General features: G+C 67.9%; 25 protein-coding genes and 1 tRNA gene. 21 read left to right on the plus strand and 5 right to left on the minus strand.

Annotated elements, in window-relative coordinates; genetic code table 11:
* Positions 1-12: 12 nt before the first annotated feature.
* Complete coding sequence (locus ACKTTN_RS07960; RefSeq protein ID WP_407909323.1) at positions 13-1,485, minus strand: helicase HerA-like domain-containing protein; 1,473 nt, start codon at positions 1,483-1,485, stop codon at positions 13-15.
* 132 nt (positions 1,486-1,617) lie between these two features.
* Here ACKTTN_RS07960 and ACKTTN_RS07965 point away from each other — a divergent pair, with 132 nt between their 5' ends.
* Together ACKTTN_RS07965 and ACKTTN_RS07970 are read left to right on the plus strand one after the other, a co-directional pair.
* Positions 1,618-3,255: a transglycosylase SLT domain-containing protein gene (locus ACKTTN_RS07965; RefSeq protein ID WP_407909324.1), complete on the plus strand. Its 1,638-nt coding sequence runs from the start codon at positions 1,618-1,620 to the stop codon at positions 3,253-3,255.
* A gap of 44 nt (positions 3,256-3,299) precedes the next feature.
* Complete coding sequence (locus tag ACKTTN_RS07970) at positions 3,300-3,749, plus strand: hypothetical protein (protein ID WP_407909325.1); 450 nt, start codon at positions 3,300-3,302, stop codon at positions 3,747-3,749.
* A gap of 45 nt (positions 3,750-3,794) precedes the next feature.
* Here ACKTTN_RS07970 and asd read toward each other — a convergent pair whose 3' ends face one another.
* Positions 3,795-4,640 (minus strand): archaetidylserine decarboxylase, encoded by an 846-nt coding sequence (gene asd, locus ACKTTN_RS07975; RefSeq protein WP_407909326.1) that lies wholly within the window; start codon positions 4,638-4,640, stop codon positions 3,795-3,797.
* Positions 4,637-5,275, minus strand: coding sequence for an SCO family protein (locus ACKTTN_RS07980; RefSeq protein ID WP_407909327.1), 639 nt, complete (start codon positions 5,273-5,275; stop codon positions 4,637-4,639). The genes asd and ACKTTN_RS07980 overlap by 4 nt, the downstream gene beginning before the upstream one ends.
* A gap of 81 nt (positions 5,276-5,356) precedes the next feature.
* Between ACKTTN_RS07980 and prmB the strand changes: the two genes are divergently transcribed.
* The 11 genes from prmB to ACKTTN_RS08035 all read left to right on the plus strand — a co-directional run bounded on the left by prmB (position 5,357) and on the right by ACKTTN_RS08035 (position 17,311).
* On the plus strand, positions 5,357-6,289 hold the full coding sequence (gene prmB, locus ACKTTN_RS07985; protein ID WP_407909328.1) for a 50S ribosomal protein L3 N(5)-glutamine methyltransferase: 933 nt from the start codon (positions 5,357-5,359) through the stop codon (positions 6,287-6,289).
* 4 nt (positions 6,290-6,293) lie between these two features.
* Positions 6,294-7,385 carry a chorismate synthase gene (aroC, locus tag ACKTTN_RS07990; protein WP_407909329.1) on the plus strand — a complete coding sequence of 364 codons (1,092 nt, stop codon included), beginning with the start codon at positions 6,294-6,296 and terminating at the stop codon, positions 7,383-7,385.
* A 133-nt stretch (positions 7,386-7,518) separates the two neighbouring features.
* A complete protein-coding gene (locus tag ACKTTN_RS07995; protein WP_407909330.1) occupies positions 7,519-8,532 on the plus strand; it encodes an aspartate-semialdehyde dehydrogenase in 1,014 nt (337 codons plus the stop codon).
* An 81-nt stretch (positions 8,533-8,613) separates the two neighbouring features.
* On the plus strand, positions 8,614-10,290 hold the full coding sequence (locus ACKTTN_RS08000) for a type IV pilus assembly protein FimV (RefSeq protein WP_407909331.1): 1,677 nt from the start codon (positions 8,614-8,616) through the stop codon (positions 10,288-10,290).
* Positions 10,291-10,304: 14 nt separating this feature from the next.
* Entirely contained in the window at positions 10,305-11,120 is an 816-nt protein-coding gene (gene truA / locus ACKTTN_RS08005) for a tRNA pseudouridine(38-40) synthase TruA (RefSeq protein WP_407910043.1), read from the plus strand.
* The gene (locus ACKTTN_RS08010; RefSeq protein WP_407909332.1) at positions 11,117-11,785 is read left to right on the plus strand and encodes a phosphoribosylanthranilate isomerase; all 669 of its coding nucleotides are present in this window, start codon (positions 11,117-11,119) and stop codon (positions 11,783-11,785) included. Before truA ends, ACKTTN_RS08010 begins: the two co-directional genes overlap by 4 nt.
* A gap of 44 nt (positions 11,786-11,829) precedes the next feature.
* Positions 11,830-13,059, plus strand: coding sequence for a tryptophan synthase subunit beta (gene trpB, locus ACKTTN_RS08015; RefSeq protein WP_407909333.1), 1,230 nt, complete (start codon positions 11,830-11,832; stop codon positions 13,057-13,059).
* 103 nt (positions 13,060-13,162) lie between these two features.
* Positions 13,163-13,954: a tryptophan synthase subunit alpha gene (gene trpA / locus ACKTTN_RS08020; protein WP_407909334.1), complete on the plus strand. Its 792-nt coding sequence runs from the start codon at positions 13,163-13,165 to the stop codon at positions 13,952-13,954.
* A gap of 120 nt (positions 13,955-14,074) precedes the next feature.
* Positions 14,075-14,953 (plus strand): acetyl-CoA carboxylase, carboxyltransferase subunit beta, encoded by an 879-nt coding sequence (gene accD / locus ACKTTN_RS08025; RefSeq protein ID WP_407909335.1) that lies wholly within the window; start codon positions 14,075-14,077, stop codon positions 14,951-14,953.
* Positions 14,950-16,299, plus strand: coding sequence for a phosphoglucosamine mutase (glmM, locus tag ACKTTN_RS08030; RefSeq protein ID WP_407909336.1), 1,350 nt, complete (start codon positions 14,950-14,952; stop codon positions 16,297-16,299). The genes accD and glmM overlap by 4 nt, the downstream gene beginning before the upstream one ends.
* A 61-nt stretch (positions 16,300-16,360) precedes the next feature.
* Complete coding sequence (locus tag ACKTTN_RS08035; RefSeq protein WP_407909337.1) at positions 16,361-17,311, plus strand: isopenicillin N synthase family dioxygenase; 951 nt, start codon at positions 16,361-16,363, stop codon at positions 17,309-17,311.
* Positions 17,312-17,369: 58 nt separating this feature from the next.
* Here the strand turns inward: ACKTTN_RS08035 and ACKTTN_RS08040 are convergent, their stop codons facing one another.
* Both ACKTTN_RS08040 and ACKTTN_RS08045 read right to left on the minus strand, forming a co-directional pair.
* Complete coding sequence (locus ACKTTN_RS08040; RefSeq protein ID WP_407909338.1) at positions 17,370-18,041, minus strand: DUF6445 family protein; 672 nt, start codon at positions 18,039-18,041, stop codon at positions 17,370-17,372.
* Positions 18,042-18,048: 7 nt separating this feature from the next.
* Complete coding sequence (locus tag ACKTTN_RS08045) at positions 18,049-18,576, minus strand: DNA-deoxyinosine glycosylase (protein ID WP_407909339.1); 528 nt, start codon at positions 18,574-18,576, stop codon at positions 18,049-18,051.
* A 57-nt stretch (positions 18,577-18,633) separates the two neighbouring features.
* Between ACKTTN_RS08045 and tpiA the strand changes: the two genes are divergently transcribed.
* The 8 genes from tpiA to nuoE all read left to right on the plus strand — a co-directional run bounded on the left by tpiA (position 18,634) and on the right by nuoE (position 23,669).
* Positions 18,634-19,386 (plus strand): triose-phosphate isomerase, encoded by a 753-nt coding sequence (gene tpiA / locus ACKTTN_RS08050; protein ID WP_407909340.1) that lies wholly within the window; start codon positions 18,634-18,636, stop codon positions 19,384-19,386.
* Positions 19,387-19,405: 19 nt separating this feature from the next.
* Entirely contained in the window at positions 19,406-19,870 is a 465-nt protein-coding gene (secG, locus tag ACKTTN_RS08055; RefSeq protein ID WP_407909341.1) for a preprotein translocase subunit SecG, read from the plus strand.
* A 93-nt stretch (positions 19,871-19,963) separates the two neighbouring features.
* Positions 19,964-20,048, plus strand: a tRNA-Leu gene (locus ACKTTN_RS08060).
* A 93-nt stretch (positions 20,049-20,141) separates the two neighbouring features.
* Entirely contained in the window at positions 20,142-20,498 is a 357-nt protein-coding gene (locus tag ACKTTN_RS08065) for an NADH-quinone oxidoreductase subunit A (RefSeq protein WP_407909342.1), read from the plus strand.
* A gap of 16 nt (positions 20,499-20,514) precedes the next feature.
* A complete protein-coding gene (locus ACKTTN_RS08070) occupies positions 20,515-21,081 on the plus strand; it encodes a NuoB/complex I 20 kDa subunit family protein (protein ID WP_407909343.1) in 567 nt (188 codons plus the stop codon).
* Positions 21,078-21,818, plus strand: coding sequence for an NADH-quinone oxidoreductase subunit C (locus ACKTTN_RS08075; RefSeq protein WP_407909344.1), 741 nt, complete (start codon positions 21,078-21,080; stop codon positions 21,816-21,818). The genes ACKTTN_RS08070 and ACKTTN_RS08075 overlap by 4 nt, the downstream gene beginning before the upstream one ends.
* Complete coding sequence (locus ACKTTN_RS08080) at positions 21,815-23,116, plus strand: NADH-quinone oxidoreductase subunit D (RefSeq protein ID WP_407909345.1); 1,302 nt, start codon at positions 21,815-21,817, stop codon at positions 23,114-23,116. Before ACKTTN_RS08075 ends, ACKTTN_RS08080 begins: the two co-directional genes overlap by 4 nt.
* A 25-nt stretch (positions 23,117-23,141) precedes the next feature.
* The gene (gene nuoE, locus ACKTTN_RS08085; protein WP_407909346.1) at positions 23,142-23,669 is read left to right on the plus strand and encodes an NADH-quinone oxidoreductase subunit NuoE; all 528 of its coding nucleotides are present in this window, start codon (positions 23,142-23,144) and stop codon (positions 23,667-23,669) included.
* The last annotated feature ends 3 nt before the right edge of the window (positions 23,670-23,672 follow it).

The raw sequence follows: 23,672 nt of genomic DNA on the forward strand, positions 1-23,672 counted from the left end.
CGTGCCGCGCCGTCATCGTCCACGGCCGCCCAGCAGACTGCCGAGCAGGCCACGAACGATCTGCCGACCGAGCTGGTTGCCCACCGTGCGTGCGGCCTGCTTCGCCATCGTCTCGACGATGCCCTGCCGATTCGACGCGCGCGGCGCAGGCGTAGCGCGCGGTGGGGGAGGCGTGGACACGGGCGGAGCGGGCGGCGCTTCCGCGCGACGCGCGAGCAGTTCGGAGGCGGACTCGCGATCGAGTGGCTGGTCGTACTTCGCACCGACGGGACTCGTCGCGCGCAACTGCTGCCGCTCGGCGGCCGTGATCGACCCAATCCGCGAACGCGGTGGTGCGATCAGCACGCGCTCGACGGGCGAGGGCACGCCTTCGGCCGACAGCACCGACACCAGCGCTTCGCCGATCGCGAGTTGCGTGAGCGCAGCTTCGATCTCGATCTTCGGATTCGGTACGAAGGTTTCCGCCGCGACACGCACCGCTTTCTGGTCGCGCGGCGTGAACGCTCGCAGCGCGTGCTGCACGCGATTGCCGAGCTGCCCGAGGATCTCGCCCGGTACGTCGTCGGGAAACTGCGAACAGAAGTAGACGCCGACGCCCTTCGAACGGATCAGCCGCACCACCTGCTCGACGCGCTGCTGCAGCGCGGGTGTCGCGTCGTCGAACAACAGGTGCGCTTCGTCGAAGATGAAAACGAGCTTGGGCTGGTCGACGTCGCCGACTTCCGGCAGTTGCTCGAACAGTTCGGACAACAGCCACAAGAGGAACGTCGAATACAGGCGCGGCTTCAGTACGAGGTTCTCGGCCGCCAGCACGCCGATGACGCCGCGGCCGTCGGGCGTGGTGCGCATCAGGTCCGCCAGCTGCAGCGCGGGTTCGCCGAAGAACTGATGGCCGCCATCGGATTCCAGCCGCAGCAGCGCACGCTGGATCGCGGCGATCGATGGCGTGCTCACGAGGCCGTACTGCGTCGAGATGGCCTTGCGCTCGTCCGCCAGGTGCCCGAGCACTGCGCGCAGGTCGTCGAGGTCGAGCAGCAGCAGCCCCTGGTCGTCGGCGAGCTTGAACGCGATGTCGAGCACGCCGGCCTGCGTGTCGTTGAGCTCGAGCATGCGCGCCAGCAGGATCGGGCCGACCTCCGACACTGTCGCGCGCACAGGATGTCCGGATGAGCCGAACAGGTCCCAGAAGATCACCGGATTGGCTTCGGGTGCGTGGTCGGTGATGCCCAGCGTCGACAGTCGCGTCTGCAGCCGCTCGCTCGGTGCGCCGGCCATCGCGAGGCCGGCGACATCGCCCTTCACGTCGGCCATGAACACGGGAACGCCGATGCGCGAAAAGCCTTCGGCGAGCGTCATCAGCGAAACGGTCTTGCCGGTGCCGGTCGCTCCGGCGACGAGTCCGTGCCGGTTGCCGCTGCGGGCGGGAAGTTCGACTGGCTTGAGCTCGGGCGGCGCGGTTTTGCCCAGCAGGATCGAAGGCGTCATCGGGCGGTCGCATCGGGGGATGACCGGATTCTAACCACCCGATGCGAACGCGCCGGATTGCGGATGAGGTTCCTTGCCCCGGCGCGCGAACGAAGGCTACGCTCGGGCGCTCCTGCCGTACCGTCCCCCGTGATGACCCCCCGAATCCTTCGCTACCGGCTGTCGCTCGCCTGCGCCGCCGCGCTTCTCCTCGTTCCCTCGCTCACGTTCGCGGCCCGTCGCGAGACGGTGAGCGTGGACGCACTCAACCAGCGCATGCAGGCCGCGGAGGCGCGCTTCACCAAGGCCGGCATCGGCGTGCGCAACGACGACCCGGGCGCGCAGACCGAAAGCGACGCCGCGCTGCAGGACATGGAGGACGTGATGAACGCCTGCATCCAGCTGCGCGGATGCCCGGTCAACACGTTTCTCGCCAGCTACAACCGGTTGCTCAAGCAGTCGGTGGACGCCGATGCGGACGACGAGGACGAAGCGCCGCTGCCAGCCGATTCGATCGGTCATGAAGGCGCCGCCGCCAACGTGCCCGAAGCCGCGCACGCCGCTGCGCTGCTGTCGGAGGATCACCGGTTCGATCGCATGGTCGAATACAACCCGGCCGTGCAGCAGGCGATCCGTCGCTGGCTGACGGACATGCGTGGCTCGCTGCTGTCGAGCTACGAGAATTACCAGTACATGCGCTACCTGATGTGGCCCGAGTACGAGCGTCGCGGCCTGCCGGAAGCGCTGCTTTTCGGGATCATGGCCAAGGAATCCAACGGCAAGGTGCATGCGACGTCGCGCACCGGCGCCGCCGGCCCGATGCAGTTCATGTACGCGACGGGCAAGCGTTTCGGCCTGGGCGACGACGGCACCGGTTTCGATACCCGCTACGACCCGCGTTCGGCCGCGCAGGCCAGCGCCGAATATCTCAACGAGCGCATGGGCCAGCTCAATCGCAACATCGAACTCGCGCTCGCCGCGTACAACGGCGGCGAAGGCCGTGCGTTGCGCGTCTACCAGGGCACGGGCGCACGGTCGTTCTGGGACGAGTCCGTCTACAACCAGTTCCCGCCGGAAACGCGCGACTACGTGCCGATGGTGATCGGCGCGGCGTGGCTGTTCCTGCATCCCAAGGAATACGGACTGACGTTCCCGAAGGTTTCCACCCGGCCCGCGCCGCTGCGTCTGTCGCAGCCCGCCTCGATCTACCAGCTCGGAATCTGCCTGGGCAACAAGGGCGTTCGCGAGGGCTACATGCGCACGCTGCGCAACCTCAACCCGCGCTACCAGCCGGAAACGTTCCTCGCGAGCGGCACCACGCTCAACGCGACCACGCGCATCGTCAGCGCCTACAACCGCTGGTGCGTGAGCGGCGCGCGTGCGGACCTCGCCAAGACGCTGGTGCTGAGCGATCCGAGTCGCGCGGTCGTTCGGACCGGCACGTTGCAGACCGTGCCGAGCGACGACGGCGATACCGCGCCCTCCGATACGGTGCCGGCCGGCCCCTCGTCGCAGGCGACATCGCCCGTGACGCCGCCGGTCCGCCCAGTGCCAGCGGCCACCGATACGCAGCGCGCAGTGAGCGCCGACAGCGACACAAAGTCGCGCGTGAAGCCCGCAGCGAAATCGCGCGCGCCGAAAAGCTATCGCGTGCAGGAAGGCGAGTCGCTGTCGACCATCGCGAAGAAGTTCGGCTGCGACGTCGACGACCTCGCGAAGGCGAACGGCATCAAGCGCGCGAACGCGCTCAAGCGCGGGCAGACGTTGAAGCTGCAGGGTTGCGAGGGCTGATCGGCAGCAAAAAAACGCGCCGGTGACGGCGCGTTTCTTCTTCGATGTGCGACCGGTTGTTGCGCGATCAGTGCGCCGCCGGCGTGCACTTGAGGCCGGCCGCCGGCGGTGGCGGCGGGCTCGGGTCATCCTGTTTCGGACCGATCGCCACCGCGCCGGTCGATGAAGCGACCGCTGCGGCAGTCATTTGGCTGTTCGGATGCGGCCCGACGGGATCGTCCTGCTTCGGACCGATCGCGGAACTCGGCGTCGAGCCGGTGCCCGCTGCCGTCGGTGAACAGCCGGGCTGCGGCGTGATGCCGCCCTGCACGATGATCGCAGGCGACGGCGTGGTCCGGCCGGCGGTCGTGGTCGGCATGCGGGCGGGCATGGTCTTCGTCGCGGGGTGCGGCGTCTGGGCGGTCGCGATGCCGACCGTCGCGAGGCCGAGCGTCAACACGATTGTCTGGGTCGTGCGCATGGCGATTCCTTCGCTTGTGGAATGGCGATGCTAAGAGAGCGTCGAGGTCGCCGCCCCGCCGTCCGTCGCGCCAACGGCTTTAGCGTCGTGACAGCGTTGCGAGCCTGTCACCGAGGCGCACGGCCGATTCGGCCTGCAAGGAGGGATCGAGCGTCGCCACGCCCGCGGGCAGCAGCACGATCACGGTCGAGCCGTAGTTGAAGCGCGCCATTTCGGCGAAGCGCTCGATGGTGATGCCCCGCTCGTACGTCTTCACGTTGATCCGGTCGCCGTATTGCGGAATCTCGACGCCACTCCAAACGGTTTCGACGCCCGACACGAGCAGCGCGCCCACCATCACCATCACCATGGGACCGAAGTCGGTGTCGAAGTGGCAGACCAGGCGCTCGTTGCGTGCGAACAGTCGCGGCACCAGGCGTACGGCGTTCGGGCCGACGCTGAACAGGCGACCCGGCACGTGCACGGTGCGCTTCAGCGTGCCGGTCCAGGGCATGTGCACGCGGTGGTAGTCGCGCGGTGACAGGTAGACGGTGGCGAACACGCCATTCGCGAACGGCTGTGCATCGGCTTCGCTGCCGAGGAGTTCCGCGGCGGTGAAGCTGCGGCCCTTCGCCTGGAAGATCTCGCCGTTGCGGATCGGCCCGCACTGGCTGATGCGGCCGTCCGCCGGCATCAACAGCGAATCGGCATCGGCATGCGCGACGCGCGCGCCCGTCTTCAGTTCGCGGGTGAAGAAGCTGTTGAACGACTCGTAGGAACGCGGGTCGGATTCCGCCGCTTCCTCGAGGTCGACACCGAACTTGCGCGTCACGGTGTCGATCAGCCAGCGGCTGACGCGTGGGTGCTTCGAGTACGCAAGCGAACGCGCGGCCGACGACAGCACGCGATGGGGCAGGGCGTAGGTGAGGCGGGTGACCAGGCTCATCGCATCGTCTTCGTCAAAGTCGTGAGGTCCGCGGCGATCGCAGCGGGATCGAGCGGCGGTTGCACCAGCCCTGCCATGCGGCCTTCCGGATCCAGCGCGACCATCGCGGCGCTGTGATCGACCGAATAGGCATCGTCCGGCGCACCGGCCGCGGGCGGCATCTTCTCGAACACGAGGCCAATGGAACGTGCAAAGCGTTCGAGCGTCGGTACATCGGCAGTGGCTGCGAGCGTGTCGCGGTGGAATGCGTGCGTGTATTCGCCGACGCGATCGGGGGTGTCGCGGTCGGGATCGACCGAGACGAACAGCAGGCGCGGACGCGTCGTTTCCGGCAGCGCTTCCCACTGCTTCTGCGCGCCCGCCATGCCGGCGAGCGTGGTCGGGCAGACGTCCGGGCAATGCGTGAAGCCGAGGAAGACGAGCGTCCAGTGGCCCTTCAGTTCGCCCGGCACGAGTTGCGTGCCGTCGGACTGGCGCAGGGCGAACGCGGGAAGCTCGCGCGGCGCGATCAGGTGCACGGCTTTCAGCGCAGGCGCGGTCGATGCGGCCGGCGCGAACACGTGGCGCGCGGCGACCAGGCCGAGGCCCGCCGCGAGCGCGATGGCGAGAACGACCAGCGTCGTCCGGTTGAACATGGTCGGCTCCAGGCCCGACGGGACCGGCGATGATACCGGCCGCCCGCTATAATCGCGGGCCTTCCTGCGTGTGCGACGTCAATGGGCGCTGGCCTTCCGACCTTTCAACAGGTCTCGATCATCGACCTGATCCGCCACGGCGGTTCGCTCTTCGGCGCGTCCGGCCTGACGTTCGGGCACAGCTACGACAACGCGCTGGACGAGGCGACGCAGCTCGTCCTGCACGCCTTGCACATGCCGCACGACCTCAGCCCGGTCTACGGCGCCTCGCGCGTGACCGAGGACGAGATGCGAAGCGTGCTCGAGCTGTTCCGTCGCCGCATCGAGGAGCGCGTGCCGGCCGCCTACCTCACGGGCGAGGCGTGGTTCGCCGGCCTCAGCTTCAAGTCCGACCGCCGCGCACTGGTGCCGCGTTCGCCCATCGCCGAACTGATCACCGCCGGTTTCGAACCGTGGCTGGGTGAGCGCGATGTCGAACGCGTTCTCGATCTCTGCACCGGCTCGGGTTGCATCGCGATCGCGACCGCGCACTACCACCCGCATTGGGACGTCGTCGGCATCGACATCAGCGACGAAGCGCTGTCGCTCGCCGCGGAGAACAAGGAACGCCTGCAGGTTCCGAACGTGTCGTTCGTGAAGTCGGACCTGTTCGACGGCCTCCAGGGCGAGCGCTTCGACCTCATCGTCACCAACCCGCCGTACGTCACCAACGACGAGACCGACGCGCTGCCGCGCGAGTACTCGTACGAGCCGGACCTCGGCCTGCGCGCGGGCGACGACGGACTCGACCTCGCGCTGCGCATCCTGCGCGACGCGCCCGAGCATCTCACCGAGAACGGCCTGCTGATCTGTGAAGTCGGTGAAGCGGAACGCGCGCTGGGCGACCTGCTGCCGGAGCTGCCGCTCGCGTGGGTCGAGTTCAAGGTCGGGCAGATGGGCATCTTCGTCGTCGAGCGCGACGACCTGGTCGAGCACCACGCGCGCATCCGCGACCTCGCCGACGCGCGCGCCTGACGCCTTGAACACCTTCGGCCACCTGCTGCGCGTCACGACCTTCGGCGAAAGCCACGGTCCGGCGATCGGCTGCGTGGTCGACGGTTGCCCGCCGGGCCTGCCGATCGCGGTCGAGGATTTCGCGCGCGACCTCGAACGCCGCGCCACCGGCCGCAGCCGCCACACGTCGCAGCGCCACGAGGCGGACGAGGTCGAGATCCTCAGCGGCGTGTACGAAGGCGTCACCACCGGCACGCCGATCGCGCTGCTGATCCGCAACACGGACGCACGCAGCAAGGATTACGCGGCGATCGCGCAGCAGTTCCGCCCCGGCCACGCGGACTACACGTACCACGCCAAGTACGGCGTTCGCGATCCGCGCGGCGGCGGGCGGTCCAGCGCGCGTGAAACGACGATGCGTGTCGCCGCAGGCGTCATCGCCAAGAAGTGGCTGGCGCATGCCTTCGATGTCGAGGTGCGCGGCCATCTGTCGCAGCTCGGCGAAATCCGCTCGTCGTGTCCGGACATCCCGGACTGGAGCGACGTCGAATCCAACCCGTTCTTCTGGCCCGACGGCACGCAGGTCGCGGAGCTGGAGGCCTACATGGACGCGCTGCGCAAGTCCGGCGATTCGGTCGGCGCGCGCGTCGAAGTCATCGCGCTGGGGCTGCCGCCGGGTTGGGGCGAGCCGATCTACGGCAAGCTCGACGGCGAGCTTGCCGCCGCGCTGATGAGCATCAACGCGGTGAAGGGCGTCGAGATCGGCGACGGTTTCGATGCGGTGCCGATGCGCGGCTCGGTGCATCGCGACGTCATGCGCCCGGGCGATGCCGGCCTGCCGCGCTTCGATACGAACCATGCCGGCGGCATCCTCGGCGGCATCAGCACCGGGCAGCCGCTGCATTGCTCGGTCGCGTTCAAGCCGACGTCGAGCCTTCGACTGCCGGTCGACAGCGTCGATGTCGACGGCAATGCGGTCGAGGTGGTGACGACGGGTCGGCACGATCCCTGCGTCGGCATTCGTGCAACGCCGATCTGCGAGGCGATGGTCGCACTCGTCCTGATGGACCAGGCGCTGCGCCATCGCGCGCAGTGCGGCGACGTGAAAAAACGATAGCGGCCAGCCGCTGCGCGCGCCGTGGGCGCGACGCTCGCCTGCGCCGCGACGTGCGTTGCCTGACAATCCAAATATTCCGCCGTCGCGTACCAGGCCGAGTGCTGGCGCGATGGCTCAAGAGAGAACGAGATCCATGAAGAACCCCGTGAATGTCGCAGTCGTGGGCGCAACCGGCGCGGTTGGCGAAGCGATGCTGAAGGTGCTGGCCGAGCGCAACTTCCCGATCGGCGAGCTGCACCTGCTCGCGAGCGAACGCTCGGCCGGCGAGAAGATCGACTTCCGGAATCGCAAGATCGTCGTGCAGGATCTCGCCACGTTCGATCCGGCCGGCGTCGACATCGCGCTGTTCTCCGCCGGCGGCGACATCTCGAAGGAGTACGGCCCGAAGTTCGCGCAGGCCGGCGCGGTCGTGATCGATAACTCGTCCGCGTTCCGTTACATGGACGACGTGCCGCTGGTGGTCTCGGAAGTGAATCCCGAGGCGCTGAAGAACCGGCCGCGCGGGATCATCGCCAACCCCAACTGCTCGACCATGCAGCTGATGGTCGCGCTCGCGCCTATCCATCGCGAGGCCGGCATCGAGCGCATCAACGTCGCGACCTACCAGTCGGTGTCCGGCACGGGGCGTCGCGCGCTGGAAGAGCTCGGTCGCCAGACGGCGGCGATGCTCAACTTCCAGGATCCGAAGCCGGAGGTCTACCCGGTGCAGATCGCGTTCAACGTGATCCCGCACGGCGGCGACTTCCTGGACAACGGTTACACCAGTGAGGAAATGAAGCTGGTCTGGGAGACGCGCAAGATCCTCGGCGACGACAGCATCCAGGTGAACCCGACCGTGGTGCGCGTGCCGGTGTTCTACGGACACTCCGAGGCGGTGCACATCGAGACGCGCGACAAGATGACCGCGGAGCGCGCGCGCGAGTTGCTCGAAGCGTCGCCGGGCCTGGAAGTGGTCGATGAGCGCCAACCGGGCGGCTACCCGACGCCGGTGACGCATGCATCGGGCAACGACGCGGTCTACGTCGGCCGTATCCGCGAGGACATTTCGCATCCGCGCGGGCTGTCGCTGTGGGTCACCGCGGACAACATCCGCAAGGGCGCGGCGCTCAACGCGGTGCAGCTCGCAGAGCTCGTCATCGCCGAATAAGGCGGCAGCGCCCGCGTCGCACCGCTCGTGCGACGCGGGCCCGGCCTGCTAGAGTCGCTGCGGAACGAGGGGGAGACATCCGTGAGGCCATTGTTGCGATCCGTCGGGCTGCTGGTCCTCGCGCTGGCGAGCGGGTCGGCCCACGCGCTCGGCCTGGGGCAGTTGCAGGTGAAGTCGGGTCTCGGGCAGCCGCTGCTCGCCGAGATCCCGGTGGTCAGCAATGACCCCTCCGAACTCGTCAATCTCGATGCCGCGCTCGCCTCCCCGGAAACCTTCACCCGCGTCGGCCTCGAGCCGCCGGTAGGCATCGTCGCCGACCTGCATTTCACGGTCGGCACCGACACGCAGGGCCGGCCCGTCATCCGCATCACCACGGACCAGCCGGTCACCCAGCCGCTGCTCGATTTCCTGATCCAGGTCGACTGGGGCGAGGGCAGGCTGGTTCGCGAGTACACCGCGACGGTCGCCCAGCCGGGCTCGATCGATGCGGAACCCGCGGTCGTGGTGCAGGCACCGGCTGTGGATGCGCCGGCCGTGGTCGAACGTCCGGTCGCGGTCGAGCCGACCCCCGCGCCGACGCCGGAAGCGCCCGCACCCGTTGCGACGCCGGCACCGGCACCCGCTGCGACGCCAGCTGCGCCGATCGCCGCCCAGCCGGCCGCGCCGTCGTCGTCGGGCACCGAATACCAGGTACGGCCGGGCGACAGCGCGTCGAAGGTCGCCGCCCGCGTGGCCCCGGAAGGCGCGACCAGCCAGCAGACGATGATCGGCCTGCTGCGCGCGAACCCCGAAGCGTTCGTCGGTGGCGACCTCAACCAGCTGCGCAGCGGCAGCGTGCTGCGCGTGCCGGCGACGCCGGAATTGCAGGCGGTGGAAGCGCGTGAGGCGGCCGATCTGGTCCGTACGTACACCCGTCAGTGGCGGCAGGCGCGGACGCAGCCGCAGGCACCGGTCGCCCAGGCGGCGGAGCCGGCCCGCGCGGCGTCCGCATCTGCGGAAGCGGGCGGTCGACTTGAAATCGTTCCGCCCGGCGCAGGCCGTACGGCCCGCGGCGGCACGCAGTCCGGCCTGAAAGCCGGAGGTGAGGGGGAAATGCTTCGACAGGAACTCGTGCAGACCAAGGAAACGCTGGCGGCGCGCGACGCCGAGGTGCAGGAGCTCAAGAGCCGCGTGGCGGAACTCGAGAAGCTGCAGACGGACCAGCAGAAGCTGCTCGCGATGCAGAACTCGCAGCTCGCCGCCGCGCAGCAGCGCAAGGCGACGCAGCCACCTGCGCCGGCGCCCGCGCAACCCGCGTCGTCGTCGCTGCCGTGGATCGGCTTCGGGGTTCTCGTGATCCTCGGCCTCGCCGCAGCGACCTGGCTGCGTCGTCGCACGCGTCGCGAACCGGTTTTCCGTGCGCCGTCCACCGAGCCGCGTCCGTCGCTGGCCGACGCGTTCCCGGCCGCGCCGGTCGCCGCGCCCGAGCCGGTCGCGCCGGTCGACGCGACGCCGTCGTGGGATCGAACGCCGGCCGCCGCCAAGACACCGCGTCGGCGCGCCCCCGCGAAAGCCGCGGTGCCCGCGCCGGCGCCGGTCGACCTGCCGTTGGGCACGCCGTCCGGCGATGGCGGCAGCGTCGAACGCCTCGAACTCGCGCAGGCCTACCTCGACATGGGCGACAAGGAACGCGCGCGCAGCCTGCTCGCCGAAGTGGCGGCGTCCGGTGACGCAACCACCCGCGGCGTCGCCGCGAAGATGCTGCAGGACATGGGATGACCGACGGCGCGGCCATGGAGCCGGCCCCCGGCGAGTCAACGCGGTACGCGATCGGCGTCGAGTACGACGGGACCGGCTTCAGCGGCTGGCAGCGCCTCAGTGCGCACGGCGAACCCGAACCCACGCCGCTTCCGACCGTGCAGGCCACGGTCGAGGCCGCCTTGTCGTTCGTCGCCGGCACGTCGATCGAAATCACCTGCGCCGGGCGCACGGACGCGGGCGTCCACGCGGCCTGCCAGGTCGCGCATTTCGACTCACCGGTGCGCCGGGATCCGCGCGGCTGGACGCTGGGCGCCACGTCGAAACTCCCGCCCGAAGTGGCCACGCTCTGGTGCCGCGAAGTGCCGCGCGACTTCAACGCCCGGTTCTCGGCGCGCGCGCGGCGCTACGTCTATCGCATCCTCAACCGCCCGATCCGGCCGGCGCTCGGTCGCCAGATGCTCGCCTGGGAGCGCCGACCGCTTGACGCGGCCGCGATGCACCGGGCGGCACAGTCGCTCATCGGCGAGCGCGATTTCTCCGCGTTCCGCACCGTGCACTGCCAGGCCGCGCATGCACGGCGCGAGATGCAGGAGATCCTCGTCCGCCGTGTCGATGAGGTCGTCGAGATCGAAGTCCAGGCGAACGCGTTTCTGCACCACATGGTCCGCAACATTGTCGGCAGCCTGCTGATGGTGGGCCGTGGCGACAAGCCGGAAGGCTGGATCGCCGAGTTGCTCGAAGGCCGGGACCGCACGCGCGCCGGCCCGACGGCGCCGTCGGCCGGACTGGTTTTCCTGGGCCCGCGCTACCCCGCGGAATGGCACCTTCCCCCCGAGGTCACCCTGTGAATCGAACCCTCTTCCGTACCCGCATCAAGTTCTGTGGTTTCACCCGTCCGGGCGACGTCCGCCTGGCATGCGAGCTCGGCGTCGACGGCATCGGCTTCGTGTTCGCGCCCAAGAGCCCGCGCCGGATTGCGCCGGAAGAAGCCCGCGCCATGCGCCAGGCGCTCGCGCCGCTGGTCGATGCGGTGGCGCTGTTCCAGGACAACTCGCTGGAGGAAGTGCGCGACGTCGTCCGCCAGGTGCGCCCGAGCCTGCTCCAGTTCCACGGCAACGAGGACGACTCGTTCTGTCGTTCGTTCGGCCTGCCGTACCTCAAGGTGGTGCCGATGGGCGAGGACATCATGGCGCCGCACTACCTGCAGCTGCGCTTCCCGGGCGCTGCGGGCTTCCTGCTCGACAGCCACAAGGCGGGCGAGAGCGGCGGCAGCGGCAAGACGTTCGACTGGTCGCGCATCCCGAAGGACCTGCAGAAGCCCTACGCGCTCGCCGGCGGCCTGACCCCCGAGAACGTGTTCGATGCGCTGATCACCGCGACGCCATGGGCGGTCGACGTGTCCAGCGGTGTCGAGGTCGCGCCCGGCATCAAGGACGGCGACAAGATGCGTCGCTTCGTCGAGGAAGTGCGTCGCGCGGATTGCCATACCGACGCAGCCGTCGCGGCCTGTTGATGGCCTAAACTGGCTGGCGCTCCCGCGTTCTGCCGGCCCCGACGATGTCCGACGCTGCACCGCTCCCCACGGTCGACGACTACAACGCCTATCCCGACGCCGACGGCCACTTCGGTCGCTTCGGCGGCCGGTTCGTCGCCGAAACATTGATGGGCCCACTGCAGGAGCTGGCCGACGCCTACGACGCCGCGCGCCTCGATCCCGCGTTCGTCGATGCGTTCGACCGCGACCTCGCGCATTACGTGGGTCGACCGAGCCCGATCTATTTCGCCGAGCGCTTGAGCCGCGAAGTCGGAGGCGCGCGCATTCTGCTCAAGCGCGAAGACCTGAACCACACCGGCGCGCACAAGATCAACAACACCATCGGCCAGGCGCTGCTCGCCAGCCGCATGGGCAAGACGCGCATCATCGCGGAGACGGGCGCTGGCCAGCACGGCGTCGCGAGCGCGACGGTGGCCGCGCGACTCGGCCTCGAATGTGTCGTCTACATGGGCGCGACCGACATCGAGCGCCAGAAGATCAACGTCTATCGCATGAAGCTGCTTGGTGCGACCGTCGTGCCGGTGACGAGCGGTTCGGCGACGCTGAAGGATGCACTCAACGAAGCGATGCGCGACTGGGTGACGAACGTGCGCGACACGTTCTACATCATCGGCACCGTCGCGGGCCCCGACCCGTACCCGCGCATGGTGCGTGACTTCAACGCGATCGTCGGTCGCGAGGCGAGGGCACAGATGCTCGCCGAATACGGTCGTCTTCCGGATGCGGTGACCGCATGCGTCGGCGGTGGCAGCAATGCGATCGGCATCTTCCACGCCTTCCTCAATGACCGCGATGTGCGCCTCGTCGGCGCCGAAGCCGCGGGTGACGGCATCGATACCGGACGCCATGCCGCGTCGCTCGCCGCGGGTCGTCCCGGTGTGCTGCACGGCAATCGCACGTATGTCATCTGCGACGACGACGGGCAGATCATCGAGACGCATTCGGTGTCGGCGGGTCTCGACTATCCGGGCGTGGGCCCGGAGCACGCGTTCCTCAAGGACACCGGCCGTGCGCAGTACGTCGGCGTCACCGACGATGAGGCGCTTGAAGCGTTCCACCGACTCGCGCGTACCGAGGGCATCCTGCCGGCGCTCGAATCGAGCCACGCGATCGCGCAGGCGATCAAGCTCGCGCGCGACATGCCGAAGGACGCGTTGGTGCTGTGCAACCTGTCAGGCCGCGGCGACAAGGACGTGCACACCATCGCCGCGCGCGACGGGCTCTCGCTCTGATGCATCGCGCATGCAACACGACTCCGCGATGGCGACGGCCGCGCTGATCGACCGCCGCCCGCCGGCACCTTCCAGCAAGGTGCGCCACCGACTCCCGGATTCCATGTCCCGCATCGACACGCGTTTCGCGCAACTCAAATCCACCGGCCGCAAGGCCCTCGTCCCGTTCGTGACCGCGGGCGATCCGTCGCTCGAATCCACCGTGCCGGTGATGCACGCGCTGGTCGAGGCGGGTGCCGACGTCATCGAATTGGGCGTGCCGTTCTCCGACCCGATGGCCGACGGCCCGACGATCCAGCGCAGCTCCGAGCGCGCGTTGACCCGCGGCGTCGGCATCGATTACGTGATGCGCTGCGTGCGCGAGTTCCGCACCCGCGACGCCGACACGCCGGTCGTGCTGATGGGCTACCTCAACCCGGTGGAAATCCGCGGGCCGGCGGCGTTCGCGAAACTCGCGGCGGAGTCGGGCGTCGACGGCATCCTGCTGGTCGACCTGCCGCCGGAAGAAGCCGCGGAGTTTCGCGACGCGTTCGAGGCGGCGGGCGTCGCGCTGATCCTGCTGGCCTCGCCGACGTCGTCGGACGCGCGCATCGCGATGCTGCAGACGCTGGCGCGCGGCTATCTCTACTACGTCAGCTTCGCCGGCGTGACCGGCGCGGACCGCCTCGACACCGGCGCCGCTGGCGAGCGCCTGCGCGCGATCCGGGAAGGTACCGACGTGCCGGTGGTCGCCGGCTTCGGCATCAAGGACGCCGCAAGCGCCGCCGCGATGGCGGTCGACGCCGACGGCGTGGTGGTCGGCAGCGCGCTGGTGTCGGCGCTGGCCGAAGCCGTCGACCCGCCCGGCGCCGCCCGGGCCTTCCTGGCGCCGCTGCGCGCCGCACTCGACGCCTGACCGCAGTCGCAGTCCGCCCGGCCGCCGCCCACCGGCGCGACCGGCCGGCCAGGAGCCCTGCGCTACACTGACCCGCTGGCCGCGTGGCGGCCGTTTGTCCGACAGGGGAGAGCCTCCAGCATGTCCTGGCTCAAGAAACTGATGCCGTCCGGCATCCGCACCGAAGGCACGCAGCGCCGCCGCAGCGTTCCGGAAGGTTTGTGGGAAAAGTGCGACCGCTGCGCGACCGCGCTGTACCGCCCGGAGCTCGAGGAAAACCTCGAGGTCTGCCCGAAATGTGGCTTCCACATGGCGATCCGCGCGCGCGCGCGCCTCGCGTCACTGTTCGACGCCGGGAGCACGAGCGAGATCGCGGCGGACCTCGGCCCGACCGACGTCCTGAAATTCCGCGACCAGAAGAAGTATTCCGACCGCATCAAGGCGGCGCAGAAGTCGACCGGCGAGCGCGACGCGCTGGTCGCGATGCGCGGCACGCTCGACGGACGCGACCTGGTCGCGTCGTCGTTCGATTTCGCGTTCATGGGCGGCTCGATGGGCTCCGTGGTGGGCGAGCGCTTCACCCGCGCAGCGGAAACCGCGCTGGAGATCGGCTGCCCGTTCGTGAACTTCTCCGCTTCGGGCGGCGCGCGCATGCAGGAGTCGCTGTTCTCGCTCATGCAGATGGCCAAGACGTCGGCCGCGCTCGGCCGCCTGCGCGACGCCGGCCTGCCATACATCTCGGTGCTCACCCATCCGACCACCGGCGGCGTGTCCGCGTCCTTCGCGATGCTGGGCGACGTCAACATCGCCGAGCCCGAGGCGCTGATCGGCTTCGCAGGACCGCGCGTGATCGAGCAGACCGTGCGCGAAAAACTGCCGGAAGGTTTCCAGCGTTCGGAATTCCTGCTCGACCACGGCGCCATCGACATGATCTGCGACCGTCGCGAAATGCGCGATCGCCTGTCGCATCTGCTCGCGATGATGATGAAGCAGCCCAAGCCGGAAGCCGACGCCGCATGAGCCGCCGCTATTTCGGTACCGACGGTATTCGCGGGCGAGTCGGCGAGGGCGCTATTTCCGCCGACTTCGTGCTCCGCCTGGGCAACGCCTATGGCCATGCGCTGCGTTCGCGCGCGCCCACGTGGCGCAAGCCGGTGGTCATCATCGGCAAGGACACGCGCATCTCGAACTACATGTTCGAGGCAGCGCTGGAAGCCGGCCTGGTCGCCGCCGGCGTCGACGTCCAGCTGATGGGCCCGATGCCCACGCCCGCCGTCGCGCACCTCACGCGTTCGCTGCGTGCGGACGGCGGCATCGTGATCTCGGCGTCGCATAACCCGCACTACGACAACGGCATCAAGTTCTTCTCCTCGGAAGGCGAGAAGCTCGACGACGACACCGAGCTGGCGATCGAAGCCGCACTCGACGAACCGTTCCGCACCGTGGCGTCGGACGAACTCGGCAAGGCCGTGCGCGCACGCGATGCGCTGGGCCGCTACGTCGAAGCCTGCAAGAACTCGGTGCCCAAGGGGTTCGACCTCGGCGGCATGCGCATCGTGATGGACTGCGCGAACGGCGCGACGTACCAGGTTGCGCCGGTCGTATTCCGCGAGCTCGGCGCGCGCGTCACCACCATCGGCGTCGAGCCCAACGGCACCAACATCAACGATGGCGTGGGTTCGACGCATCCCGAACTGCTCGCGAAAGCGGTCGTCGAGTCGGGCGCGGATCTGGGCATCGCATTCGACGGCGACGGCGACCGCGTGTTGTTCGTCGACGGCGAAGGCCGCGTGCGCGATGGCGATGACCTGATCTACGTGCTCGCGACCGACTGGCAGGCCAACGGTCGCCTGCGCGGCCCGGTGGTCGGCACGCTGATGAGCAATTTCGGCCTCGAGCAGGCGCTCGGCCAGCGCGGTATCAATTTCCTGCGCGCGAAGGTCGGTGATCGCTACGTGCACCAGCAACTGGTCGCGCACGACGGCGTGCTCGGCGGCGAAGCGTCCGGCCATCTGCTCTGCCTCGACCGCGTGAGCACCGGCGACGGCGTGGTCAGCGCGCTGCAGGTGCTGGAAGTGCTTGGCCGTCGTGGCATGTCGCTGACGCAGGCGCTTGAAGGCCTGCGTCGCGTGCCGCAGAAGACGATCAACGTGCGTTGCGCCGCGGGCGCGAAGCCGGCCGAAGCGGACAGCGTGAAAAACGCGCTGGCCGACGCGCAGCAGGCGGTTGCGGGTCGCGGCCGCGCGTTCCTGCGCCCGTCCGGTACCGAGCCGGTTGTCCGCGTCACGGTGGAAGCCGACGACGATGCACTCGTCGACGCCACGCTCGAGCGGCTCGCCGCCGCGGTGCAGGCGGCGGCCGCCTGATTTCGATCAAATCGATGGAGCCGCCGGTGTCGCACACTGGCGTCTCGAACAGAGAACCGACATGAGCCAGATTCCAACCCTCGACATCCAGCGTTTCGACAATGCGGGCAGCAGCGCAGACCGCGATGCGTTCGTCGCCGAACTCGGCGCGACCTACCGCGAATGGGGTTTTGCCGGCATCCGCAACCACGGCATTTCGCAGCAGCTGATCGACGATGCCTACCGCGTGTTCGCGGAGTTCTTCGCGCTGCCCGACGACGTCAAGCGCAAGTACCACATCGCCGGCGGCGGTGGCGCGCGTGGCTATACGCCGTTCGGCATCGAAACCGCCAAGGGCGCGCAGCACTTCGACCTCAAGGAGTTCTTCCACATCGGTCGCGAGATTCCGCGCGATTCGAAGTACGCCGACGTCATGCCGGCGAACGTGTGGCCGACCGAAATTCCGGAGTTCCGTGACGTCGGCTATCGCCTGTATTCCGAACTGGACGCGCTCGGCTCGCGCATGCTCAGCGCGCTCGCGCTGCACATCGGCCTGCCGGAAACGTTCTTCGCCGACAAGACCGACCAGGGCAACTCCATCCTGCGCCCGATCCACTATCCGCCGATCACCACGCCGGACGTTCCGAACGTGCGCGCCGGTGCGCATGAGGACATCAACCTCATCACGCTGCTGGTGGGCGCGAGCGCGGCGGGTCTGGAAGTTCTGTCGCGCAAGGGCGAGTGGATTCCTTTCACCGCGCAGGCCGACACCATCGTCGTCAACATCGGCGACATGCTGCAGCGCCTGACCAACCACGTGTATCCGTCGACGACGCATCGGGTGACGAACCCGCCGGGCGAGAAGGCGCGCCAGCCGCGTTATTCCACGCCGTTCTTCCTGCACCCGAATCCGGATTTCGTGATCGACGTGCTTCCGTCCTGCGTCACCGCCGAGAACCCCAGCCGTTATCCCGAAGCGATCACCGCGCAGGGCTATCTCGAAGAGCGCTTGCGCGAGATCAAGTTGAAGTGATCCACATGAAAAACCCGGCTTTGGCCGGGTTTTTCGTTGGTGCGGCCGATGGCCAGCGTCACGCCATCCAGAAGAACACCGCGGCCATCCGCTTGGTTTCAAGTGTGCGGCCCCAGTAGCGCGTCGCGCTGTGGATCAGGTTTGCGCGATACACCAGCAACCGGTTGTATCGATGTGGAACCGCGATGTCCTCGACGAAACTGCCGTCGGCGACGAACCGCGTGCCGAGTGCTTCGACGAGATTGTTGTGCGGCGGCATCACCGAATTGCCGCCGAGCTGGCCCGTCGGCAGGCGTTGCCGGAAAAAACTGGTGCCGCAATCGTCGGGCACTTTCGGGTTGAGATAGAGCACAGCGGCATAGCGGCAGAGAGCACGCGAATCGGTGTGCGGACGCACTTCGCCCTCGTTGTCGCCGACGGCCTGGATGCAGTTGTGGTTCAGCGTCACGCCGTCCGGCGATGCCTGCACCCACAGCTTCGACGCGCCGGTCAGCGCCTTGACGCGGTCTTCGACGCCGTCGAGTTCGTCCGGCTCGAGCCCCGGCATGATCCGCGCGCCCGGCCAGCTTTCTTCGCGATGTGGCCAGCCAAGCGTCCAGTCATCGCGCGCTAGCGCGCGCTCGCGTACGCGATCGGGTTGCGGAAGCACGTAGTCGACCACCCAGTAATCGCGACCCTCGGTCGGCTTGCGATACGGGAGGACGGGCAGGCGGGCAGGTGTGGGGCGCATGCGCGGACTATACCGACGGCGTCGACTGCAGCCGCACGCCGGCATCGGCGAGCGCGTCGCGCCAGGCCTCGAGCTTCCTCGCGGTAGGGATCGAGCGATTGGCAGGGCTCGTGGACGGCAGGCGTACGAGCCGGATAGCCGTCGGCACGACGACGTCGGGGACTTGCCGAAGGAACGTCGCCTCTGCGGTCGCGCCGTTGAACAGCACGGCGCGCAGCCCGGGATGCGACGCGAAGAACGCCGCGAAATCGTTCGCGACGGCGCCGCGGATCGCACTGTCCAGACTGCCGATGCGCTCGCATGTCGCGATCACGTCCCACAGCGCGACTCCCGCCGTGCGCAGGCGCTCGAGTCGACGTTCGTACGGCAGCGCCGGCGATGCACCGATCAGTTCGTCCATGAACGGCCAGAACAGGTTCTGCGAGTGCGCGTAATAGCGGCCGGCCTGCAGTGACGCGCCGCCCGGCATGCTGCCCAGCACCAGTGCACGCGCGTTCGGATTTTCGATCGGCGGCAGGCCGTGAATGGTCGTCATGATCGGGCGTGCGGCGGGTGGGCTAAACTTCGCGCGGAATTTCTAGGGGAACACGCGATGCGTCGTCGAATCGTCGCCGGAAACTGGAAGCTGCACGGAGATCGCGCGTTTGCCGCGTCCTTGCTGGATGCGATCGTCGCCGAAGCCGCGACGCCGGGCGTTGATCGCGTCATCCTGCCGCCGCTGCCGTACCTGGCCGAGCTGGTCGAGACGTACGGCGCCCGCGGCCTCGCGTTCGGCGCGCAGGACGTAAGCGCGAACGAGAAGGGCGCGTACACCGGTGAAGTGTCGGCGTCGATGCTGAAGGACGTCGGCGCGGTCTACGGGCTGGTCGGGCATTCGGAGCGTCGCCAGTACCACCACGAATCGAACGAGCTGGTCGCCAGCAAGTTCCGCGCGGCCAAGGCCGCCGGGCTGACCCCGATCCTGTGCGTCGGCGAGACCCTCGAAGACCGTGAAGCCGGTCGCACCTGGTGGCGAATCGAGCAGCAGCTCGAGCCGTTCTTCGCAGGGGCGGGCGTTGCCGACCTCGAGGGCGCCGTGGTCGCCTACGAGCCCGTGTGGGCGATCGGCACCGGCCGCACCGCCACGCCGGAGCAGGCGCAGGAGGTTCATGCGTTCATTCGTGGCGAGATTTCCCAGCGCGATGCTAGAATCGGCGGCTCGTTGCCGATCCTGTACGGCGGTAGCGTCAAGCCTGACAACGCGGCTGAGCTGTTCGCCCAGCCTGACGTCGACGGCGGACTGGTCGGAGGCGCATCGCTGAAGGCCGAAGACTTCCTGGCGATCGCGCGAGCGGCCGCCCCCTGAGCCTCGACGGGGCCTGTCCATGCTGCTGTTCCTCAACATCATCTACGTGCTGCTGGCGATCGCGATGATCGCGCTGATCCTCATGCAGCGTGGCGCGGGCGCGCAGGCCGGTTCCGGCTTCGGCGGCGGCGCGTCCGGCACCGTCTTCGGTGCACGCGGTTCGTCCAACTTCCTGTCGAAGTCGACGAAGTGGCTCGCGGTCGTGTTCTTCGTGCTGAGTCTCGTCATCTCGTGGAATGTCTCGCGCAGTTCGCGCAAGCCTGACGCAGAGACGGGTGGCAGCATCATGGCGCAGGTGCCGAACGCGCCCGCGTCGAACGGCGCCGTGCCCGCTGCGCCGGGTAGCGCGATCCCGGCGGCGCCGAGCGCGATTCCTTCCGCGCCTGTCGCAGCACCGTCGGTTCCGACCGCTGCGCCGGCAACTGCGCCAGTTCAAACCGCACCTTCGACGACGACGCCAAATGCGCCGTCGCAGGGTGGTTAAACGGCGCGATTTAGTTACAATATGCTGCTCCGGCACGGAAGATCGGAGCGGGTCATAAACGACCCAAGCAAGTTGTCCCGGATGACATGTTTTGCCCAGGTGGCGGAATTGGTAGACGCACTACCTTGAGGTGGTAGCGACTTAGGTCGTGGGGGTTCGAGTCCCCCCTTGGGCACCACACTGAAGCATCCCCGGCCGCGATGGCGCTGGGTGACCAAAGCGCGCCGTGCGGCATCCGCCGGCCCGCCGCGCGAGAGCCGAGAGAACACGAGTGCTGGCCGAATATCTGCCGACCCTGCTGTTCCTGATCGTCGCCGGCGGTATTGGCGTCGCCCTCATCATCGTTGGACGCGTCCTCGGGCCGAAGACTCCGACGGTCGAGAAGCTGCTGCCCTACGAAAGCGGATTCAACGCGTTCGAAGACGCACGCATGCAGTTCAACGTGCGCTACTACCTGATCGCGATCATCTTCATCGTCTTCGACTTGGAGATCGCGTTCGTCTTTCCGTGGGCGCTCGTGTTCCGGGAGCTCGGGCCGTTCGGCCTTGTCGAGATGGGCACCTTCCTCATGCTGCTGGTGATCGGTTTCGCCTATGCGTGGAAACGTGGCGCCCTGGAGTGGGAGTGAGGCGGCGGCCGTCACCATGAAGACTATTTCCGACCTCATGTTCAACCCGCTGCCCGAAGGGCGGCTCGACGACATCCTGTTGCCGGAGGCCGACAACCCGGTCATGCAGCAGGGTTTCGTGACGACGAATCTGGACACGCTGTGGAACTGGGCGCGCACCGGTTCGATGTGGCCGATGACATTCGGTCTCGCGTGCTGCGCAGTGGAAATGATGCATGCCGGCGCCGCGCGCATCGACCTCGACCGCTTCGGCGTCGTGTTCCGTCCGTCGCCGCGCCAGTCCGACGTGATGATCGTCGCGGGCACCTTGGTCAACAAGATGGCGCCCGCGCTGCGTCGCGTTTACGACCAGATGCCCGACCCGAAGTGGGTCATCTCGATGGGCAGCTGCGCCAACGGCGGCGGCTACTACCACTATTCGTATTCGGTCGTGCGCGGTTGCGATCGCATCGTGCCGGTCGACATCTACGTGCCGGGCTGCCCGCCGACCGCCGAAGCGTTGACGTACGGCATCCTGCAGCTGCAGAAGAAGATACGTCGCGGCACGAACTTCGGTGATCGCCGCGAGGGCGTGCGCGAATGAGCGCCGTGACGGAACTCGTCGAGCCGGTTCTCGCCGCGCGCCTGCGCGAACGTTTCGCCGATGGCGTTGTCACCGTCGCGTTGCCGCGTGGCGAGATGACGCTTGAGCTGCCGCACGACGCATGGCTCGCCGCGAATCGTGCATTGCGCGACGAATTCGGTTTTGAGCAGCTCGTCGATCTTTGCGGTGTCGACTACCTGAGCTTCGGCAGCGACGAGTGGGACACCGACGTCTCGTCGGAAGGTTTCTCGCGCGGCGTCGAAGGCAAGGGCGTCGGCCGCTTCGTCTGGGGCGAGCAGCCTAATGGCGCGACGATTGCGCCCGCGCGTCGCTACGCCGTGGTCGCGCATCTGTTGTCCGTGCAGCACAACGTGCGCCTTCGCGTACGAGCGTTCGCGCCGGACGACGCGGTTCCGTCGGTGGCGTCGCTCGTTGGCGTGTGGCCAGGCGTGAACTGGTTCGAGCGCGAGGCGTTCGATCTCTACGGCATCGTCTTCGACGACCATCCGGACCTGCGCCGCATCCTCACCGACTACGGTTTCGTCGGTCATCCGTTCCGCAAGGATTTCCCGCTGATCGGCAATGTCGAAGTGCGCTATGACGCCGAACGTCGCCGCGTGGTCTACCAGCCGGTGACGATCGAGCCGCGCGTGCTCGTGCCGCGCGTCATTCGTGACGACGCCCGCTACGAAACCTCGATCGGCGAAGCCGCGCAGCGCGCGGAGGTGAAGAAGTGAGCGCCGTGCCGTCGAATGCCGAGCCGTTGCGACCGACCAGCCTTGGTCCGGAAATTCGCAACTACACGCTGAACTTCGGCCCGCAGCATCCAGCCGCGCACGGCGTGTTGCGCCTCATCCTCGAAATGGACGGCGAAATCGTGCGTCGCGCCGACCCGCACATCGGCCTGCTGCATCGCGCGACCGAAAAGCTCGCCGAATCCAAGCCGTACAACCAGTCGGTTCCGTACATGGACCGCCTGGACTACGTTTCGATGATGTGCAACGAGCACGCGTACGTGCGTGCCATCGAAACGCTGCTCGGCATCGAAGCTCCGGAGCGCGCGCAGTGGATCCGGACGATGTTCGACGAGATCACGCGCATCCTGAACCACCTGATGTGGATCGGATCGAACGCACTCGACCTCGGCGCGATGGCGGTCTTCCTCTACGCCTTCCGCGAGCGCGAAGAGCTGATGGACGTGTACGAGGCGGTGTCGGGCGCGCGCATGCATGCCGCCTACTACCGTCCCGGCGGCGTGTATCGCGACCTGCCGGATCGCATGTCGAAGTACCGCGAGTCGCCGTGGCGCAAGGGCAACAACCTCAAGCGCTTCAACGAGTCGCGCGAAGGTTCGCTGCTCGACTTCGTCGAAGCGTTCACGCGAGATTTCCCCGCGCGCGTCGACGAATACGAAACGCTGCTCACCGACAACCGGATCTGGAAGCAGCGCACCGTCGGCATCGGCGTGGTGTCGCCCGAGGATGCGCACGCGTGGGGCATGAGCGGCCCGATGCTGCGTGGCTCCGGCGTCGCCTGGGACCTGCGCAAAACGCAGCCGTATGCGCGCTACGATCAGGTCGAGTTCGACATTCCGGTGGGCAAGACCGGCGACTGCTACGACCGCTATCTCGTCCGCGTGGCCGAGATGCGGGAGTCGAACCGCATCATCCAGCAGTGCGTGAAGTGGCTGAAGGCCAATCCCGGCCCCGTGATCGTCGACAACTTCAAGGTCGCGCCCCCCAAGCGCGAAGAGATGAAGGACGACATGGAAGCCCTCATCCACCACTTCAAACTGTTTTCGGAAGGCTATTGCGTGCCGGCCGGCGAGACCTATGCGGCGGTGGAAGCGCCCAAGGGCGAGTTCGGCGTGTACCTGGTTTCCGACGGCGCGAACAAGCCCTTCCGCGTGAAGCTGCGCGCGCCCGGTTTCGCACACCTTTCGTCGATGGACGCGATCGTCAAGGGCCACATGCTGGCCGACGTCGTCGCGATGATCGGCACCTACGACGTCGTTTTCGGCGAGATCGACCGCTGAGTCGATCGCTGGAGCCCCCACTGCAATGAAAGCCACCGGCAACTTCGAAGCCTGTCAGAACGTCGACCCAATGGTCGCGTTGACGGACGCTACGCGCGCGCACATCGACCACTGGCTGGCGAAGTTCCCGGCGGATCGCCGTCGCTCGGCCGTGCTGCAGGGCCTGCACGCGGCGCAGGAGCAGAACGACGGCTGGCTGTCGGACGAAATCATCGCCGCGGTCGCGAAGTACATCGGTATTCCGCCGGTGTGGGCGTACGAGGTCGCGAGCTTCTACTCGATGTTCGAGACCGAGAAGGTCGGCCGCCACAACGTGGCGTTCTGCACCAACATCAGCTGCTGGCTCAACGGCGCACAGGATCTGCTGGCGCACGCGGAGAAGAAGCTCGGTTGCCGGGTCGGCGAATCCACGGCCGATGGCCGCGTGTACCTGAAGCGCGAAGAGGAATGCCTCGCCGCCTGCTGCGGTGCGCCGGTCGTCGTCATCAACGGGCATTACCACGAGAAGCTCGACGCCGCGAAGGTCGACGCGCTTCTGGACGGTCTGGAGTAACCG

The organism is Lysobacter claricitrinus (assembly GCF_045866565.1).
GTDB lineage: Bacteria > Pseudomonadota > Gammaproteobacteria > Xanthomonadales > Xanthomonadaceae > Cognatilysobacter > Cognatilysobacter claricitrinus.

Bases quoted from the DNA above. Each gene is read 5' to 3' on its own strand.
- accD (WP_407909335.1), top strand. From the start codon at position 14,075: ATGTCCTGGCTCAAGAAACTGATGCCGTCCGGCATCCGCACCGAAGGC.
- ACKTTN_RS07965 (WP_407909324.1), top strand. From the start codon at position 1,618: ATGACCCCCCGAATCCTTCGCTACCGGCTGTCGCTCGCCTGCGCCGCC.
- nuoE (WP_407909346.1), top strand. From the start codon at position 23,142: ATGAAAGCCACCGGCAACTTCGAAGCCTGTCAGAACGTCGACCCAATG.
- ACKTTN_RS08040 (WP_407909338.1), bottom strand. From the start codon at position 18,041: ATGCGCCCCACACCTGCCCGCCTGCCCGTCCTCCCGTATCGCAAGCCG.
- asd (WP_407909326.1), bottom strand. From the start codon at position 4,640: ATGAGCCTGGTCACCCGCCTCACCTACGCCCTGCCCCATCGCGTGCTG.
- trpB (WP_407909333.1), top strand. From the start codon at position 11,830: ATGTCCGACGCTGCACCGCTCCCCACGGTCGACGACTACAACGCCTAT.
- tpiA (WP_407909340.1), top strand. From the start codon at position 18,634: ATGCGTCGTCGAATCGTCGCCGGAAACTGGAAGCTGCACGGAGATCGC.
- trpA (WP_407909334.1), top strand. From the start codon at position 13,163: ATGTCCCGCATCGACACGCGTTTCGCGCAACTCAAATCCACCGGCCGC.
- secG (WP_407909341.1), top strand. From the start codon at position 19,406: ATGCTGCTGTTCCTCAACATCATCTACGTGCTGCTGGCGATCGCGATG.
- prmB (WP_407909328.1), top strand. From the start codon at position 5,357: ATGGGCGCTGGCCTTCCGACCTTTCAACAGGTCTCGATCATCGACCTG.
- ACKTTN_RS07970 (WP_407909325.1), top strand. From the start codon at position 3,300: ATGTGCGACCGGTTGTTGCGCGATCAGTGCGCCGCCGGCGTGCACTTG.
- ACKTTN_RS08035 (WP_407909337.1), top strand. From the start codon at position 16,361: ATGAGCCAGATTCCAACCCTCGACATCCAGCGTTTCGACAATGCGGGC.
- ACKTTN_RS08070 (WP_407909343.1), top strand. From the start codon at position 20,515: ATGAAGACTATTTCCGACCTCATGTTCAACCCGCTGCCCGAAGGGCGG.
- ACKTTN_RS07980 (WP_407909327.1), bottom strand. From the start codon at position 5,275: ATGTTCAACCGGACGACGCTGGTCGTTCTCGCCATCGCGCTCGCGGCG.
- ACKTTN_RS08045 (WP_407909339.1), bottom strand. From the start codon at position 18,576: ATGACGACCATTCACGGCCTGCCGCCGATCGAAAATCCGAACGCGCGT.
- ACKTTN_RS07995 (WP_407909330.1), top strand. From the start codon at position 7,519: ATGAAGAACCCCGTGAATGTCGCAGTCGTGGGCGCAACCGGCGCGGTT.
- glmM (WP_407909336.1), top strand. From the start codon at position 14,950: ATGAGCCGCCGCTATTTCGGTACCGACGGTATTCGCGGGCGAGTCGGC.
- ACKTTN_RS08075 (WP_407909344.1), top strand. From the start codon at position 21,078: ATGAGCGCCGTGACGGAACTCGTCGAGCCGGTTCTCGCCGCGCGCCTG.
- ACKTTN_RS07960 (WP_407909323.1), bottom strand. From the start codon at position 1,485: ATGACGCCTTCGATCCTGCTGGGCAAAACCGCGCCGCCCGAGCTCAAG.
- truA (WP_407910043.1), top strand. From the start codon at position 10,305: ATGGAGCCGGCCCCCGGCGAGTCAACGCGGTACGCGATCGGCGTCGAG.